Origin of the sequence: Brevibacterium ravenspurgense (assembly GCF_001584615.1) — a bacterium.
Taxonomy (GTDB): domain Bacteria; phylum Actinomycetota; class Actinomycetes; order Actinomycetales; family Brevibacteriaceae; genus Brevibacterium; species Brevibacterium ravenspurgense.
Genome location: NZ_LQQC01000010.1, coordinates 94660 through 109016, shown reverse-complemented (window position 1 = coordinate 109016; position 14357 = coordinate 94660). Strand labels below are relative to the sequence as shown.

14 protein-coding genes are annotated in these 14357 nt (G+C 63.8%); 5 read left to right on the top strand and 9 right to left on the bottom strand.

The features are described 5' to 3' along the window. Positions 1-23 precede the first annotated feature (23 nt). Both Bravens_RS05010 and Bravens_RS05005 read right to left on the bottom strand, forming a co-directional pair. Complete coding sequence (locus Bravens_RS05010; protein WP_062020889.1) at positions 24-1307, bottom strand: class I SAM-dependent RNA methyltransferase; 1284 nt, start codon at positions 1305-1307, stop codon at positions 24-26. Beyond that, positions 1304-3223, bottom strand: coding sequence for an APC family permease (locus tag Bravens_RS05005; protein ID WP_062020886.1), 1920 nt, complete (start codon positions 3221-3223; stop codon positions 1304-1306). The genes Bravens_RS05010 and Bravens_RS05005 overlap by 4 nt, the downstream gene beginning before the upstream one ends. Before the next feature lie 137 nt (positions 3224-3360). On the opposite strand from Bravens_RS05005, the gene Bravens_RS05000 reads away from it, so the two are divergent. Then, a complete protein-coding gene (locus tag Bravens_RS05000; RefSeq protein ID WP_061941237.1) occupies positions 3361-4038 on the top strand; it encodes a potassium channel family protein in 678 nt (225 codons plus the stop codon). Between the two features lie 11 nt (positions 4039-4049). After that, positions 4050-4703 (top strand): potassium channel family protein, encoded by a 654-nt coding sequence (locus Bravens_RS04995; RefSeq protein WP_061941239.1) that lies wholly within the window; start codon positions 4050-4052, stop codon positions 4701-4703. Here the strand turns inward: Bravens_RS04995 and Bravens_RS04990 are convergent, their stop codons facing one another. The 3 genes from Bravens_RS04990 to dut are packed head-to-tail and all read right to left on the bottom strand — an operon-like array spanning position 4704 to position 6276. Then, positions 4704-5060, bottom strand: coding sequence for a single stranded DNA-binding domain-containing protein (locus Bravens_RS04990; RefSeq protein WP_061941242.1), 357 nt, complete (start codon positions 5058-5060; stop codon positions 4704-4706). Continuing rightward, positions 5044-5808 (bottom strand): DUF3710 domain-containing protein, encoded by a 765-nt coding sequence (locus tag Bravens_RS04985; protein ID WP_061941245.1) that lies wholly within the window; start codon positions 5806-5808, stop codon positions 5044-5046. The genes Bravens_RS04990 and Bravens_RS04985 overlap by 17 nt, the downstream gene beginning before the upstream one ends. Then, a complete protein-coding gene (gene dut / locus Bravens_RS04980) occupies positions 5809-6276 on the bottom strand; it encodes a dUTP diphosphatase (protein WP_062020880.1) in 468 nt (155 codons plus the stop codon). A gap of 90 nt (positions 6277-6366) precedes the next feature. Between dut and Bravens_RS04975 the strand changes: the two genes are divergently transcribed. Continuing rightward, positions 6367-6825: a DUF3093 domain-containing protein gene (locus tag Bravens_RS04975; RefSeq protein ID WP_061941249.1), complete on the top strand. Its 459-nt coding sequence runs from the start codon at positions 6367-6369 to the stop codon at positions 6823-6825. A gap of 125 nt (positions 6826-6950) precedes the next feature. Here the strand turns inward: Bravens_RS04975 and Bravens_RS04970 are convergent, their stop codons facing one another. Continuing rightward, positions 6951-7250: a DUF4193 domain-containing protein gene (locus Bravens_RS04970; protein WP_019175241.1), complete on the bottom strand. Its 300-nt coding sequence runs from the start codon at positions 7248-7250 to the stop codon at positions 6951-6953. A 225-nt stretch (positions 7251-7475) separates the two neighbouring features. Here Bravens_RS04970 and Bravens_RS04965 point away from each other — a divergent pair, with 225 nt between their 5' ends. Continuing rightward, positions 7476-7700 (top strand): hypothetical protein, encoded by a 225-nt coding sequence (locus Bravens_RS04965; protein ID WP_062020877.1) that lies wholly within the window; start codon positions 7476-7478, stop codon positions 7698-7700. Between the two features lie 57 nt (positions 7701-7757). On the opposite strand, the gene Bravens_RS04960 is transcribed toward Bravens_RS04965, so the two are convergent. After that, positions 7758-8870: a ferrochelatase gene (locus Bravens_RS04960; protein WP_062020874.1), complete on the bottom strand. Its 1113-nt coding sequence runs from the start codon at positions 8868-8870 to the stop codon at positions 7758-7760. Positions 8871-8999: 129 nt separating this feature from the next. Here Bravens_RS04960 and sepH point away from each other — a divergent pair, with 129 nt between their 5' ends. Then, positions 9000-10028 carry a septation protein SepH gene (gene sepH / locus Bravens_RS04955; RefSeq protein ID WP_062020870.1) on the top strand — a complete coding sequence of 343 codons (1029 nt, stop codon included), beginning with the start codon at positions 9000-9002 and terminating at the stop codon, positions 10026-10028. Positions 10029-10031: 3 nt separating this feature from the next. On the opposite strand, the gene cydC is transcribed toward sepH, so the two are convergent. Together cydC and cydB are read right to left on the bottom strand one after the other, a co-directional pair. Continuing rightward, the gene (cydC, locus tag Bravens_RS04950) at positions 10032-13322 is read right to left on the bottom strand and encodes a thiol reductant ABC exporter subunit CydC (RefSeq protein WP_244878119.1); all 3291 of its coding nucleotides are present in this window, start codon (positions 13320-13322) and stop codon (positions 10032-10034) included. Continuing rightward, complete coding sequence (gene cydB, locus Bravens_RS04945) at positions 13319-14356, bottom strand: cytochrome d ubiquinol oxidase subunit II (RefSeq protein WP_061941254.1); 1038 nt, start codon at positions 14354-14356, stop codon at positions 13319-13321. The genes cydC and cydB overlap by 4 nt, the downstream gene beginning before the upstream one ends. Position 14357 lies beyond the last annotated feature (1 nt).

Here is a 14357-nt window from a genome sequence, read left to right as displayed (position 1 = left end):
GGGCACGGCCGCCGCGCCCGGTCTCAGCGAGTGAAGACAGCGGTGAATTCGGTGTGCTTCGTCAGCGGGAAGGCATCCCAGCCTTCCAGGTGCGCAAGTTCAAAACCGCAGTCGAGCAGGACGCGAGCATCACGCGCGAAAGTCCCGGCGTCACAGCTGACGTAGACGACCCTTCCCGCCGCCGAGGCGCCGATCGTGTTGACGACGTCTTCTCCGGCTCCCGCTCGGGGCGGGTCGAGCACGACGGTGTCGGCCGGCGGCAGCATTCCGAGCTTTTCAATGCGTCCGACTTCGAACTTGGCCGGCAGGCCTTCCGCGTTGGCTCTGGCAGACTGAATCGCCGCCTGCGATCCTTCGATCCCGGTGACTTTGGCCCCCGCCTTGGCGAGGAACACCGAGAACAGCCCGGCCCCACAGTACAGATCAAGTGCGGACTGCGGACGGCCCGCGAACTCGAGGACCTTCGCTGACAGAACATCCGCGGCATCCACGTGCACCTGCCAGAAGCCGTCGGCGTCCAGACCGAAACGCTGGCCGCGGACTTCTTCGCGCGCCCGACCAGTGCCCGCGAGAACCTTCGGGGGTGCTGGGCGACCGCGATTGCGCTTGCCCTCTGTGCGCAGCAGAACAGACCAGGCACCCGGCTGCGCGGCTGCGATTTCCCTCAGCTTGCCCAGCACGGCCTCTTTCGGCTGCCCCACGGCGATGATCGCACCACCGCCAGCCGAGGCGACGAGCTCGAGCCTCGACAGACCGGGCAGGGTCTGCCGGTGCAGACCCAGGTCATTGAGCTCATCGACCGCCAGCGGAATACGAGACACCGGAACAACCCGGTGAGATCCCCCGGCCCTCAGGCCGGGCTGGCCGTCCGGACCCACGGCAAGCTGCACTCGGGTTCTCCAGTCCATACCGGAGCCCCCATCAGCTTCACGCGGCAGCGAGCTGACCCGCAGGTCCCATTCGATGCCGCCGATCCGCTCCAGCTGCTGCCGGGCGGCTTCGGCTTTGAGCCTGCGCGAATACGCAAGATCAACCGAAGCGAACTCCACCCCGCCAACGCCTGCGGCACCGCAGGCAGCCAGCCGGTCGGGAACACGGTGCTCTGATGGCGTGACAACCGAGGTGACCCGAGCGCGAGCAAAGCGCTTCTTCACCTGGGTCAGCTCCACCTCGACCGTTTCGCCCGGAAGGGCACCGTCAACGAAGACAACCCCGTCCTCGGTGCGGGCAGCGGCCGCTCCCCCGGCTGCCGGGGCATCGGGAACAAGAACACGGCGGTCACCGACCGCGGGACGCTGAGCAGTCATTTCTTCATCCTGAGGTCAGACAGTTCGATATTGCCCTCCGCGCTTTCCAGAACCACCTGACTGCGGTTGAAGGACTCCAGGCGCCACGGCACGGTCGCAACAACCACACCGGGCAGGAAAGCCAAGAACGACTTCAGCCGCAGAACCGTCTGGTTGTGCAGCAGCGACTCCCACCAGCGGCCCACGATGAACTGGGGAATGTAGACGATGATGAGGTCCTGCGGATGACGGCGACGCAGGGTCGTCACGTGCCGCATGATCGGACGGATGAGTTCCCTGAACGGCGAACCGATGATGGTCAGCGGAACCGTCAGCTCCATCGCGTCCCACTGCTTTTGGATTTCCTCAACCGCTTCGGCATCGACCGCAACAGTGATCGCCTCCAGCTGAGTGGGACGGCTGGCCCGCGCATAGGCAACAGCGCGCAAAGCGGGTTTGTTGATGCTGGTGACGACGACAACCGCGCGTGTTCCGGCCGGCAGGCGGCGCACATCCGTATCTTCCGGATCGACGCTCAGGTCGCGATTGACTGCCGAATAGTGACGGAAGATGCCGCCCATGAGCGCGTACAGCAGGAACATCGCCAGCAGCGCCATCCACACCCCGCCGACGAACTTCGTGATGATGACCACCACGAGAACCGTCAGTCCAAGAACCACTCCGACGAAGCCGACCACACGGGCAATGAGCATCTTGGTGCGCTTGGGCCCGGAAACGGTACGGCGCAGAATGCGACTCCAGTGGCGGACCATGGCCAGCTGGCCCAAAGAGAACGACAGGAACACACCCACCAGATACAGCTCAATGAGCTTGGTGGGCTGTGCGTCCGTGATGAAGATGATGAGCATCGACGCGCCCGCCAACACGAGGATGCCGTTGGAGAACGTCATGCGGTCTCCGCGGGTGGCCATCTGCTTGGGCAGCAGCTCGTCGCGGGCCAGGCGCGATGCCAGGACCGGGAAGCCCTCGATGGCGGTGTTCGCCGCAACCAGGAGGATGAGCGCTGACACGACGATGACAACGGCGGTGAGCACCGGCGAAAACGAGAATACCGCCTCGGCCATCTGCCCCACCACTGGGTGCTGCACGTAGTCGGGCCCGACGCTGTGGCCGTTCTTGGACAGCTGAGCTGCGGGGTCGGCGGCATATTTGATGCCGAGTACCGAGGCCAGCCACATGAGCCCTACGAGCATCGTCGCCGACAGGGCACCCGTGATCAGCAGCGTGTTTCCGGCATTGCGGCCGCGCGGCTGACGGAACTTCGGGGCTGCGGCAGCGACCGTCTCAATTCCTGCAACCGCCACGGACCCCGAAGAGAAGGCTCGCAGGACGATGAACACGGCAGCCAAGCCCTGCATCGCAGTATCAACGCCGGCCAAGGGCTCCAGAGTGAACGCAGCGCTTTCAGCCTGCGGAAGATCACCGGCGAGCATCCGGCCGAAGCCGACGGCCAGCATGATGAACACGAGCGCGATGAACGTGTACGTGGGCACCGCCATGAGCGTGCGAGTGCCCTTCCAGCCGCGCAGACCGAACAGCGACACAACGGCCACGCCTCCCAGCGCAACCAGAACCGTGTAGCCGCGCAGCGACGGAACAAGCTGGGCAACAAAGCCGGCGAACACCGCCATTGACACGGACAGGGTCAAGACGAAGTCCACCAGAAGAGCGGCGGCGACGAGCCTGGCCGGGCGGACACCGAGATTCTGCGCGACAACCGAATAGTCGCCGCCGGCCGGATAGGCCCGCAGCGTGAGCCGGAAGCACAGCACCATGATGAGAGTGACGACGCCTACGGCAAGGCCGATCCACGGCGAAATGGTGATCGCCACGATCCCGGAGGTCGACAGGGCAAGCAGAATCTCATCCGGCGCGTAGGTGACCGAGGACAGCATGTCTGAGGCAAAAACCGGCATTGCGAGGCGCTTTGGGAGCGCTTCGCGTCTAAAGTGGTCACTGCGAAACGGCCGTCCAACGACTGCGCGCTTGAGCGCATAGGTAAAACTGCTTGCCACGGCCCCCATGGTAGTCAACTGTGAAGAAGGCGGATGCCGTGCACTTTGTGATTATGGGCTGCGGGCGCGTCGGCGCCCTCCTGGCCAGGACACTCGACAGTCGCGGACACACGGTGGCGGTCATCGACCAGGATCCGGATGCGTTCCTCAAGCTGGGCCCGGACTTCTCCGGTTCGACCATCACGGGTGTCGGCTTCGATCGGGATGTCCTCAAGCGCGCCAGAGTCGATGGTGCCTACGCCTTCGCCGCGGTCTCTTCCGGCGACAATTCGAACATTCTGGCCGCGCGCGTCGCCCGTGAAACCTTCGGCGTGAAGAACATCGCAGCTCGCATCTACGACCCCAAGCGCGCCCAGATCTTCGAACGGCTGGGCGTGCCGACCGTGGCGACGGTCCGGTGGACGGCCGAGCAGATGATGCGCCGGCTCATTCCGCAGGGTTCCGTCAACGAATACCGTGACCCGTCCGGACAGATCGGCCTGTCAGAAGTGCATGTCAACCCGGCGTGGGTTTCGCACTCCGTTCTCGAAATCGAAGATGCGGTGCCGGGCCGCGTGGGCTTCATCACCCGGTCGGGTGAGGGCATCCTGCCGCAGAAGGACACCCTCCTGCAGGAGGGCGATCTTGTGCACATCATGTCGCGGATGGACGACCTCGAGGACATCGAGCGGATTCTCGATGCGCCCCCGGCACAGCAGTACAGGCAGCAGGACTGAGAGGAGTCACCATGAAGGTCGTCATCGCCGGAGCCGGCTCCGTCGGCAATTCCGTAGCCCGTGAGCTTTTGGAGAACGGGCACACCGTCCTGCTCATTGACAAAGACAAGGACGCAATCCGCCGTGACCTGGTGCCAGGCGCGCAGTGGCTCCTGTCTGATGCCTGCGAACCCGATGGTCTGGCCGAAGCCAATCTTGACTACGCCGATGTCGTCGTTGCGGCTACGGGTGATGACAAGACGAACCTGGTGCTGAGCCTGCTGGCGAAAACCGAGTTCGGTGTTCCCCGCACAGTCAGCCGAGTCAACAATCCCCGCAACGAATGGCTGTTCGACGACAGCTGGGGTGTCGATGTTGCCGTGTCAACACCTCGTCTGCTCACCGCGCTGGTCGAAGAAGCAGTCGAGGTCGGCGGTCTGGTGCAGCTGATGAACCTGCAGCGCGGCGGCACATCCCTTGTCGAGGTGACGCTGCACGAAACCGCTGCCATCACGGGTCAGCGTGTGGGCGACGTTTCGTGGCCGGCCGACACTGTTCTCGTTGCCCTGGTCCGGCAGGGCCGTGCCTTCGCTCCCGATGCCGATGATTCACTCATCGCCGGCGATGAACTGTACTTCCTGACCCTGCCGGAGCTGCATTCGCAGCTGACGGCAATGACCCGCTGATCACCGAAGCGCTGTTGAGGGTCTGCCGCGCAGCAGTGTGTAGGCCGGACAGAGCGTGACCATTTCACCGCCAAGAAGGCAGAATTTTCCGTGCACTGCGACCGGACGACCGGGCAGGAGGCCCGAGATTTCCCGCACACCCAAGAAGCGAACCCGCACCTCGCCCGTGTCGTCGGCGACGACACAGTCGAATGTCGGGTTTGCACCGTGTGCTGACCGCGTGATCGACCTGATGGTTCCGGCCACCGACGCGGTGTCGCGGTCTTCGACCTCGCTGATCGGCACGCAGGTCCGCGCCTGACGCGGCAGTTCGGCTACACGTGCAGCGCGCGTTCCGCTGTCAGCGGACTTCGGCAATTGTGGGACCCGGGTTGAGCGGATCGTCGTCGTCTGATTCTTCCCGCTTCGGTTCCGTGTTCGGCGGGGTGAGCATCAGCAGTTCGCGCGGAGGTCGGGCTTCTTCGCCGCGGTCGACGATGACGCCCCGCAGCACCTTGCGCAGCTCTTCACTCGCGGGGCTGTCTTCTGCGGCCGCGTTCGTCAGTGCTGCCCGGAGGAACCAGCGGGGCCCGTCAATGCCGATGAAGTGCACGGGGCGCAGGGACGGGGTGTCCTCACCGTCGAGCTTGACGGGAACTTCGGCGTGCAGCTCGGTGCCGAATTCGGTGTAGCGCTCAGCTGCCGAACCGCCGGCCTGTTCAATGTTTGCCGCAGTCTGGGTGCGCACATCGCCCCAGATGCCTTCTGCTTTAGAAGCGGCGAAGGCCTGCAGCTGCAGGTTTCCGCCCTTGTGCACGAGTGTGACGGCGACGATTTCGCGCGTGTCCTCGGTCTGCTCAAGCTGCACCTGCATCTGGTCGTACACGGGAATCTTCAGAGCACCAAGGTCAAGGCGGTCAGCCTCAGAGGCCTCTTCGGATGCGTCCCACGGACCGTTCTCAGCACGGTCGCGCGGGCCTTCCTTCGCCGCGAAGTCATCGTCGGCGTCGACTTCGGCAGCTTCGTCAGCCGCAGCTTCGTCAGCGGCGACTTCTTCGGTGCTGTCCGGTTCTTCGTTCGGTTCCTCTGACGGCTTGGCCTTGCGAAAACGGCTGAAGAATGACATCTACTGCTCCTCGTTGTGGGTGAATCCGCCGGTTGATCCGAAACCGGCACTGCCCCGGTCTGATGTTGACAGCGTATCGACAATCGCGAATTCCGCCCGGCAGACCGCCTGAATGACGAGCTGCGCAATGCGGTCACCGCGCGAAATCGTCGCGGTCGCATCCGGATCGAGGTTGACCAGCGGAACCTGGATTTCGCCCCGGTAGCCCGCGTCGATGGTGCCCGGCGCGTTGATGACGGTCACACCGGCTTTTGATGACAGTCCCGATCGGGGGTGAATGAAGCCCGCATACCCTTCGGGAATCGACAGAGCAATTCCGGTCGGCACTCGGCGGCGCTGCCCCGGCTGCAGCACGACGTCTTCGGCGGCGATCAGATCGCAGCCGGCATCACCGGAGTGCTCATAGGCGGGCACGGGAAGCCCCGGGTCGAGGACTTTCAGTTGGACGGGAACGATATTGGCTGCCACGGGCAGGACTTTAGTGCTTAGCGCGTGCCGATGCCACTTCGTGAACCGGGCGGCCGAACACCCCGCCAGCCACGTGGGACAATGGGGCACATGAACTCCCCCGCCTCCGCGACGCAGGGCGTCGCCTACGTCGAGAAGCTCTCACCCACAATCACCTGGTGGATTGTGGCACTGTTCCTGTCATCAATGACCGCTGCCATGGTCTACCCCGTCTGGCCACTCGGCGCGATCGTGGTGCCCGTGGTCGTCTTCGCCCTCGCGGCGACCTGGCTGATGACTATGGGCGCGAAGATCCTCGTGACCGACACCCACTTCTATGCGGGGCGGGCACACATCGAACGCAGCTTCATCACCGAAGTTGAGCCTTTGGGCCCCGCTGAGGCGTTCCAGGCTCGCGGACCGCAGCTGGATGCACGCGCATTCCTCATGATCCGCCCGTGGGTGAAGCAGGCCGTCCGGGTGCACATCAACGACCCCGCGGACCCGACGCCCTACTGGGTGGTCTCAACCAAACGCCCCGCGGCTTTGGCTAAGGCGCTGAACTCATAAGCAGCTGCCGGCAGGCACCACTGCAGGCAGACATAGGCAGCGGGGGCGAGAACAGATCTGTTCTCGCCCCCGCTGCCTATGTCTGTGTTCGTCTGCGCCTGTGCACTCAGCCCGCGCCCGCGGTGTCAGCCAGCGCAGTCCGAGCAGACGAGGACCCCGTCGTTGTCTTCCGCCAGCTGCGAACGATGGCGAACCAGGAAGCACTCCATGCAGGTGAATTCGTCGTTCTGACGCGGCAGAACGCGCACCGAGAGCTCTTCGTTCGAAAGGTCGGCACCCGGCAGCTCGAAATCTTCGGCCGCGGCCGTTTCGTCTTCGTCTACCTGACTGGCCTGCGCCTGATTGCGCTGCGCTTTGAGCTCTTCGATGGAGTCAGCGCTGATCTCGTCATCCTGCTTACGCGGGGCGTCGTAGTCGGTTGCCATTTGTACTGGTCACACTCCGGCGGCATCTGGTTGAAGTCTGTGAAAGACCGGCTCATGTGCGGGTCATCCCGAATAATGCACCTTCATTTGCTTTTGCGCAACTGCAGACCGGGTGATTTCTGCTGTTTTTTCTTACTTTGGTAATTTGGAGGCTCAACATCATCGTGTTCATATTCAGTTCATGCGGACTGCCGATGATGCTGATGTTTGAGAAGGGAGGCTCCCATGTCAGGTTTTGCTGAAGGACTCGACAACAAAGTCGAGCTCCTGCGTGAACAACTCGCCGAAGCCCGCGAGGCCGGCGATGAGTTCCGCGAACAGGCCCTGATCGAAGAGCTGAGCGATACCGTCAACATCGCCGGTGAAAACGATCTCGACACGTCCGAGCTGAAGAAGGTCCTCGCCGCAGAAACCGGCACAATCCCGGTTATCGACGACCCTGAGGACTGACGATTCGCATACGAAAGGGGCGGCCGAAGCCGCCCCTTTTCTGTGCTCAAAGGGTGATCAGTCAGCCCAGTTCGGCATCGTGGGCCGGTCTTCCCGACCGCGGCAGCATTCGACGGAGCCTGCGCCGGAACCGTCAATGAGCGCCCCTTCTTCCGTCACGGCCGGTGCGCTGACCTCTTCACCGCGCACCTGTGCGGCACGTTCCAGGATGAGGTCGACAAGCCCGCTGACGAACACCGGGTCGGTGCCGACAGTTGCGGCTCGCACAAATGCGAAGCCGTGCTTGTCAGCTGTTTCCTTTGCCTCCGTGTCAAGGTCGTAGACGACCTCCATGTGGTCGGAGACAAAGCCGAACGGAACAACGACCACACCGGTCACGCCTTCTTCGGCAAGTTCGTCCATGCGGTCGTTGATGTCCGGCTGAGACCACGGGATGTGTGCCGGGCCGGATTCCGAGCAGAATACGAGCTCCTGTTCAAGCGGCTGTGCCTCCCCCAGCTGGGCGGCAACATAGTCCATGAGCTGTCGGTGCTGCGCTTCGTAGCCGATGGTGCACTTTTCCGAGGCTGCCTGCATGGTGTCCGGGATTGAGTGCGTCACGTACAGAACCCGGTGTTTCTGCGGATCGAGCCCACCGGTTTTCTGCGCGAATTCAGCCAGTGCTTCGCGGACGATCTTCACCTGCGTGTTGGCAAAGCCCGGGTGGTTGTAGTACTGGCGGATCTTGTCGATTTCAACGTTGATCCCCTCGCCGGCGAGCTTCTGGCTGGCCTTGGCGAAGTCTTCGCGGTACTGGCGATCCGATGAGTAGCTGGAGTAGGCCGATGTGGTCACAGCGATGAAGCGGGAGTCTCCAGCCTGTGCGCGCTCGCGCAGGACGTCGTCAAGGTACGGGTCCCAGTTGCGGTTGCCCCACACGACGGGGGCATCGATGCCGCGCGCGCTGACTTCTTTTCTCAGCGCTTCCAGAAGAGCGATGTTCTGTTCGTTGATCGGCGATTTGCCTCCGAAGGCGAAGTAGTGTTCACCCACTTCTTCGAGACGCTCCTCGGGGATGCCGCGGCCGGCCGTGACGTTCTTGAGGAACGGCACGACTTCTTCAGCCTTGTTGGGTCCGCCGAAGGACATGAGGACAATCGAATCGAAGGGAGAAACCGAAGATGAGGTCATGCCTGAAGTCTACCGTGGCGTTTCTGCGCGTCGCCTGGTCGCCGGGGCTTGACGACTCGCCGCCGCTGGTGCGCCCATCGGGCCGTGGCCCGTGAAAATATGGAACGGCTACAGGAAGGTGTGATTCGAGTGACGGAACTGTCTTTTCACGCAGCTGACGCGTCCGGTGCGCTTGTGCTGCGCGATGCACAGGGAGCCGAATATCGGCTTCGCGTCGACGACGAACTTCTTGCCGCGGTGCGCCGCCTGCGCACCCAGCAGGCCACCCGCTCCTACGGGCGCGGTCAGCTGAGGCCCAAGGCCATTCAGGCGATGATCCGCTCGGGGCTTACCGCTGAGGAAGTCGCGGATGCCACCGGCGGCGATCTCGACCACATCAAGGCCTTTGAACAGCCCGTCCTGGCTGAGCGCCGCCACATTGCCCACAGCGCCAGCCAAAGCCCCGTCTACGAAGACGGCAGCCGCGACCACACGCCGCGCCCGCTGCGCGATGTCGCCATGGAGCGCCTGGAGAAGCGCGGAGCTGACACTGACAGCCTCCAGTGGGACGCCTGGCGGTCCGATGAGGGCGTGTGGAACGTCGAACTGGCCTTCGCGATCCGCGGCACGCAGAAGACTGCGCGCTGGGAGTACCGCGAGCGAAATGTCCACGCTGTCGACGACGAGGCGCGCTGGCTGTCGGAAGCCGGCCCTGCTGATTCCGGACCGATCCCCAACTTCGGCAGCCCTGATGAACGTGTTTTCGACTTCGAAGACCAGGACCGCACCCCGAAGTCCGCTGATCACCAGGCCGAGACGGGACGAATTCTCGAAAGCCTCCGCAGGCGCCGCGCCCGTACCCAGGAGGCCGAATCAGCGCAGGCTCCCACAGGTCTGCGCTCAGTGCCGGAAATGCCGGAAACCGAACCTGACGGAGCGCACACCGCACTGTCGCGGCCCGAAGAGGCCGATGATGACTCCGTGCTCGCTGTGAGCGCACCGGAAGAAGAGCACACTGACGCGCAGCCGTCACTGCTGGATGAACCGGGGGTTTTCGACGGCGGTGACGCTGCTGCAAGCCCACAGCCGGCGGAACAAACGGAACAGAAAGAAGCTAAGCGCGGCCGGTCGTCCGTCCCCAGCTGGGACGAGATCATGTTCGGCACAAAACGCGACTGAGCTCTACAGCTTCACCCGCAGATCATCAGCGCTGACCCACTGCTGATCGTGGGTCACCATGACGACAGCGCGGTCATCAAGAGTTTCGCGCAGATCCGCCATAAGCGCCTGTGCGGTCTCGACGTCGAGGTGTGCGGTCGGTTCGTCGATGACGATCACATCGGCACCTGTCAGGAGGGTGCGGGCAATCGCCAGTCGTCCCCTCTGCCCACCGGAGAGGAACTCTCCCCCGGCGCCGATGACAGCATCCAGACCGCGTTCGCGCGCAAGTTCGTCCAGTCCCACGCGCCGCAGCACTTCAAGCAGCTCGTCATCGCCGGGCCGGTCATCACGATCGCGCGCAATGAGCAGGTTCGCGCGCAGACTGGAATTGAAGACGTGTGCTTCCTGCGGACACCAGGCGACTGTGCCCGCGAGGTCTTCCGGCCCCACCTTAAGCAGGTTCGCATCGTCTGCCGTGTAGGTCCCAGCGCTTGGGTCGAGGAACCGCAGGATGACGGACACGAGAGTGGTCTTGCCCGAACCTGAAGGCCCGGTGACCGTCGTCCATCGCCCTCGCGCGATATCGGCGTTGACCCCCGTGAGAATCTCCGGGCCGGTGGGCCACGATGCGCGAATGCCGCGCAGCTGCGCACTGCGAATCGATTCGACTGGGTGCGGCTGCTTCGCATCATGTTCTTCTTCCGCACCGAGTTCAGGTACGCGCTGCAGGACAGAAGCCAGTGCCGGCCACTGCTGAACGGCCCGCAGGGAATCGAGGTAAGCATCAATGAGGGCAAGCGGTACGAGCACGAGGATCGCCAGAGCTTCCGCAGAAATGCTGCCGGAAATCACCGCGGGACCGGCGATGACGAGCATGAGAGCGCTCAGAGCCGACAACAGGAACGTGACTATTCCCTCGCCGAGCCCAGAAGACTGCAGGATGCGCTTTTCAAACGCACCGACTCTTTCATCTTCTTCGATCAGCGCAGCTGCGGCCGCATCGGCTTTGCCGTTGGCGATGAGATCTGACTTAGCAGCCAGCAGCCGGGTGAGCTGCCCCAGCACGCGCGCCCGGTATTCCAGGCGCTGCACACCGGCCCGGCGCTCAGCCAAGAGCGCAGCCGCTGGCCCCACGGTGAGCGCCAGCGCAAGAACAGCAGCAAGCGCCAGTGCCGCCTGAGGCAGGAAAATCCAGAAGACTACGACAGCCGCTGCACCGATGATGACTGCAACAAGCGGGGGAACCAGAACACGAGGTGCCGCGTCCCTGATGTCATCGACATCAGACACCAGCCTGCGCAAAGCCACATCGCTTCGCGCAACAGCGCGGTTGGCTGTTCCCTCGCGGGCAAAGGTCTGCCACAGCTGCCTGCGCAGCGAAGCCAGTTTGCCCAGGATCGCGTGATGCAGGTTGAGCTGGTGAGTGTAGGTCAGAACAGAACGGCTCAGGCCGAAGAACCGCACCCCGACGATCGCCACCAGCAGGTACATGATGGGCGGCTGGAATGAGGCGTAGACGATGAGCCAGGCCGACACTGCGGTCAGCGCCGTGCCGGCGGCGACAGCACCGACCGCCGACAGAACACCCAGCCAAAAGCGTCCCGTCGTGAAGCCGACGGCATCGGCTGCACGCCGAAGCAGCTGCCATGTCGAGGCGGGGCGGACGTCCTCCGCACCTTCGTCGAGGTTTGGGCGAGTGTTCGACTCGACAGGGTCCGCTGCCGGTTCCACCGCGTCGAGGTCCCGTGCTGGCGCGCCGATGTGCAGGCGTGTTCCTGCTGTTGTCAGCGCTGGATCGTGGCTTGCCGCAATGACGGGGCAGGTTTCGCTGATGGTCTGCAGTTCCCGTCGAACGCGCGCGGCAGAGGTGTCGTCAAGGTGCGCTGTCGGTTCGTCGACAATCAGCAGCTGCGCCCCTGAATCCACGCGCGCAAAGGCTCGCGCCAAGGACAGTCTCCGAGCTTCACCGGGGCTGAGCGCATCCACAGCGGCGGCATCATCCAGGTCGAGAGCCGCGCGCTGCTTCAGAGCAGCCGTATCAATCTCGGAACCGCCGAACAGGCGGAGCTCCTCGCCTACCGTCGAAGTGAAGAAGCGGGGACTCTGATCTGCAAAAGCCAGTGAGTCCGGAACCCCCGTCAGGCTGCCGGTGACCGAGGCGGTCTCCCCCGGCCGCACAAGACCGGCGAGGACACCCAGGAAAGTCGACTTCCCAGCGCCAGAAGCCCCAGTCAGAACAGTCAGACCCGGGCCGATCTGTCCCGACACCGGCGGCAGCGCGACAGAATCGCCGTAGGAAACCGACACCTCGGCAAACTGAACAGTCACCTCCGACCCGGCCGACTCCGCACCTCGGGAGCCGAAAACAGCAGACCGCGGAGAGGCGATGAGACCACGAATGCGGTCGAAAACAGCCAGTCCGTTCTCAGTGGAGTGAAAAGCCGCACCCAGCTGACGCAGAGGCAAGAACACCTCGGGGGCCAGAACAAGAGCCAGCAGACCGGCGCTCAGATCAAGCGTCCCGTTCACCAGACGGACGCCGATGAAAACCGCTACGAGAGCAACCGACAGAGTGGAGATGAGCTCGAGAGCCAGAGCAGACAGAAACGCGACCTTGAGCGTCTGCATCGTGGTGCGCCGGTAGCTGTCGCTGATGCGCACAAGAGCTTCCGTCTGCGCACGCACGCGTCCCAGCCCCACAAGAACCGGGAGGCCGCGCGCAAGTTCCACCAGGTTGTCCGACAGGCGATCAAGAGACTTCAGCGCCTGCCCCACGCGCTCCTCGGTATAGCGACCTATGAGGATCATGAACACCGGCACAAGGGGCAGCGTAATGACAAGGAGTGCCGCTGAAACCCAGTCGGCGAAGACAACGCGGACGATAACCGCAAGAGGGATGACAGCAGAAGCCGTCAAAGCGGGCAGAACACCCGTGAAATAGTCGTCGAGGTCATCCAGCGAACGCGTGGCGGTCAGAACCAGCGCACCGTCGTCAATGTCAAGATCCCGCCCGCCGGAACCGACCGAGCGGCCGATGAGCTTCCGGCGCAGAGCCGTTTTGACGCCCACGGCGGCGCGCGCTCCGGCAGCCCGCTGGGCCCACGCCGCGGCCCCGCGCACAAAAGCCCCGAGCACACCTAGGAAAACAGCCAGCGAAACATCCTCGCCGACCATCACCCCGGTGACACCCCGAGCGGCAGCCTCGGCAATGAGCACCAGCCCCAGCGCCTTGGCTGCGGCCACCCCCACAAGAACGCCAAGCGCCCGCCGCCCCGAGGGGACGGCGGACGCTGGAGCCCACGGTGAACTCACGCGTGGTAGCTGGCGATTGCCACCGGAACGCTGTGCGCCGGAGGCAGGTGCTTTTCGTGAATACGACGAGCGAACACGCGGTACGAGTACACGGTGTAGCCCAGAACGATCGGCAGGAAGATCACCGTGACGACGAGCATCACGCCGAGTGTGTAGTCCGACGAAGAAGCAGAGGTGACTGTCAGCGACAGGGAGTCATCGATCGACGACGGCAGCACGCGCGGGTAGATGTTGACGAACAGGCTCGCAACACCTGCCGCGAGGAACACGCCGTTGAACAGGAAGGCGCGCAGCTCGGTGTTCTCGCCGATGCTCATCCACGTCACAACTGCTGCCAGCACGGCAACGGCGATAATCACAGCACCGGCGATGTTGCCGAACTTGAACTGGACGATCAGCACCCACACAGCGGCGAACAGCAGCAGAAGCGGCAGGAGCTTCTTTGCCTGTGCACGTGCGCGTACGCGCATTTCGCCGTGCGACTTCAGAGCCGTGAACAGCAGGCCCTGCAGGTAGGCGAAGCCGAGGATGGCCAGCCCACCCACGACCGCGTAGATGTTGACCCACGCGAAGGCACCGCCCACGTTGTCGCCGTTGTCGTTGATCGGCATACCGGTGGTGCTCAGCGCCAACATCGCGCCGACGCAGAAGGCCGCGGTCGCCGAGCCGAGCGACAGGCACCAGGTCCAGGCGTCGCGCCAGCGCTGCGAATTGACCTTGCCGCGGTATTCAATCGACACGGCGCGCAGGATGAGTGCGAGCAGCGCCAGCGTCAGCGGCACGTACAGGGCGGAGAACAGCGAGGCGTACCACAGCGGGAACGCCGCGAACGTCGCACCGCCGGCGGTCAGCAGCCACACCTGGTTGCCGTCCCATACGGGTCCGAACGAATTGAGCAGAACGCGCTGTTCTTTTTCGCTTTTCGCGAAGGTCTTCATCATCATGGCCGCGCCGAGGTCGAAGCCGTCGAGGATGAGGTACCCCGTCCACAGGACAGCGATGAGGATGAACCACAGGGTTGAAAGGGCTTCCACA

Bases quoted from the DNA above. Each gene is read 5' to 3' on its own strand.
- Bravens_RS05010 (WP_062020889.1), bottom strand. From the start codon at position 1,307: ATGACTGCTCAGCGTCCCGCGGTCGGTGACCGCCGTGTTCTTGTTCCC.
- Bravens_RS05005 (WP_062020886.1), bottom strand. From the start codon at position 3,223: ATGCCGGTTTTTGCCTCAGACATGCTGTCCTCGGTCACCTACGCGCCG.
- Bravens_RS04995 (WP_061941239.1), top strand. From the start codon at position 4,050: ATGAAGGTCGTCATCGCCGGAGCCGGCTCCGTCGGCAATTCCGTAGCC.
- Bravens_RS04985 (WP_061941245.1), bottom strand. From the start codon at position 5,808: ATGTCATTCTTCAGCCGTTTTCGCAAGGCCAAGCCGTCAGAGGAACCG.
- Bravens_RS04975 (WP_061941249.1), top strand. From the start codon at position 6,367: ATGAACTCCCCCGCCTCCGCGACGCAGGGCGTCGCCTACGTCGAGAAG.
- Bravens_RS04970 (WP_019175241.1), bottom strand. From the start codon at position 7,250: ATGGCAACCGACTACGACGCCCCGCGTAAGCAGGATGACGAGATCAGC.
- Bravens_RS04965 (WP_062020877.1), top strand. From the start codon at position 7,476: ATGTCAGGTTTTGCTGAAGGACTCGACAACAAAGTCGAGCTCCTGCGT.
- Bravens_RS04960 (WP_062020874.1), bottom strand. From the start codon at position 8,870: ATGACCTCATCTTCGGTTTCTCCCTTCGATTCGATTGTCCTCATGTCC.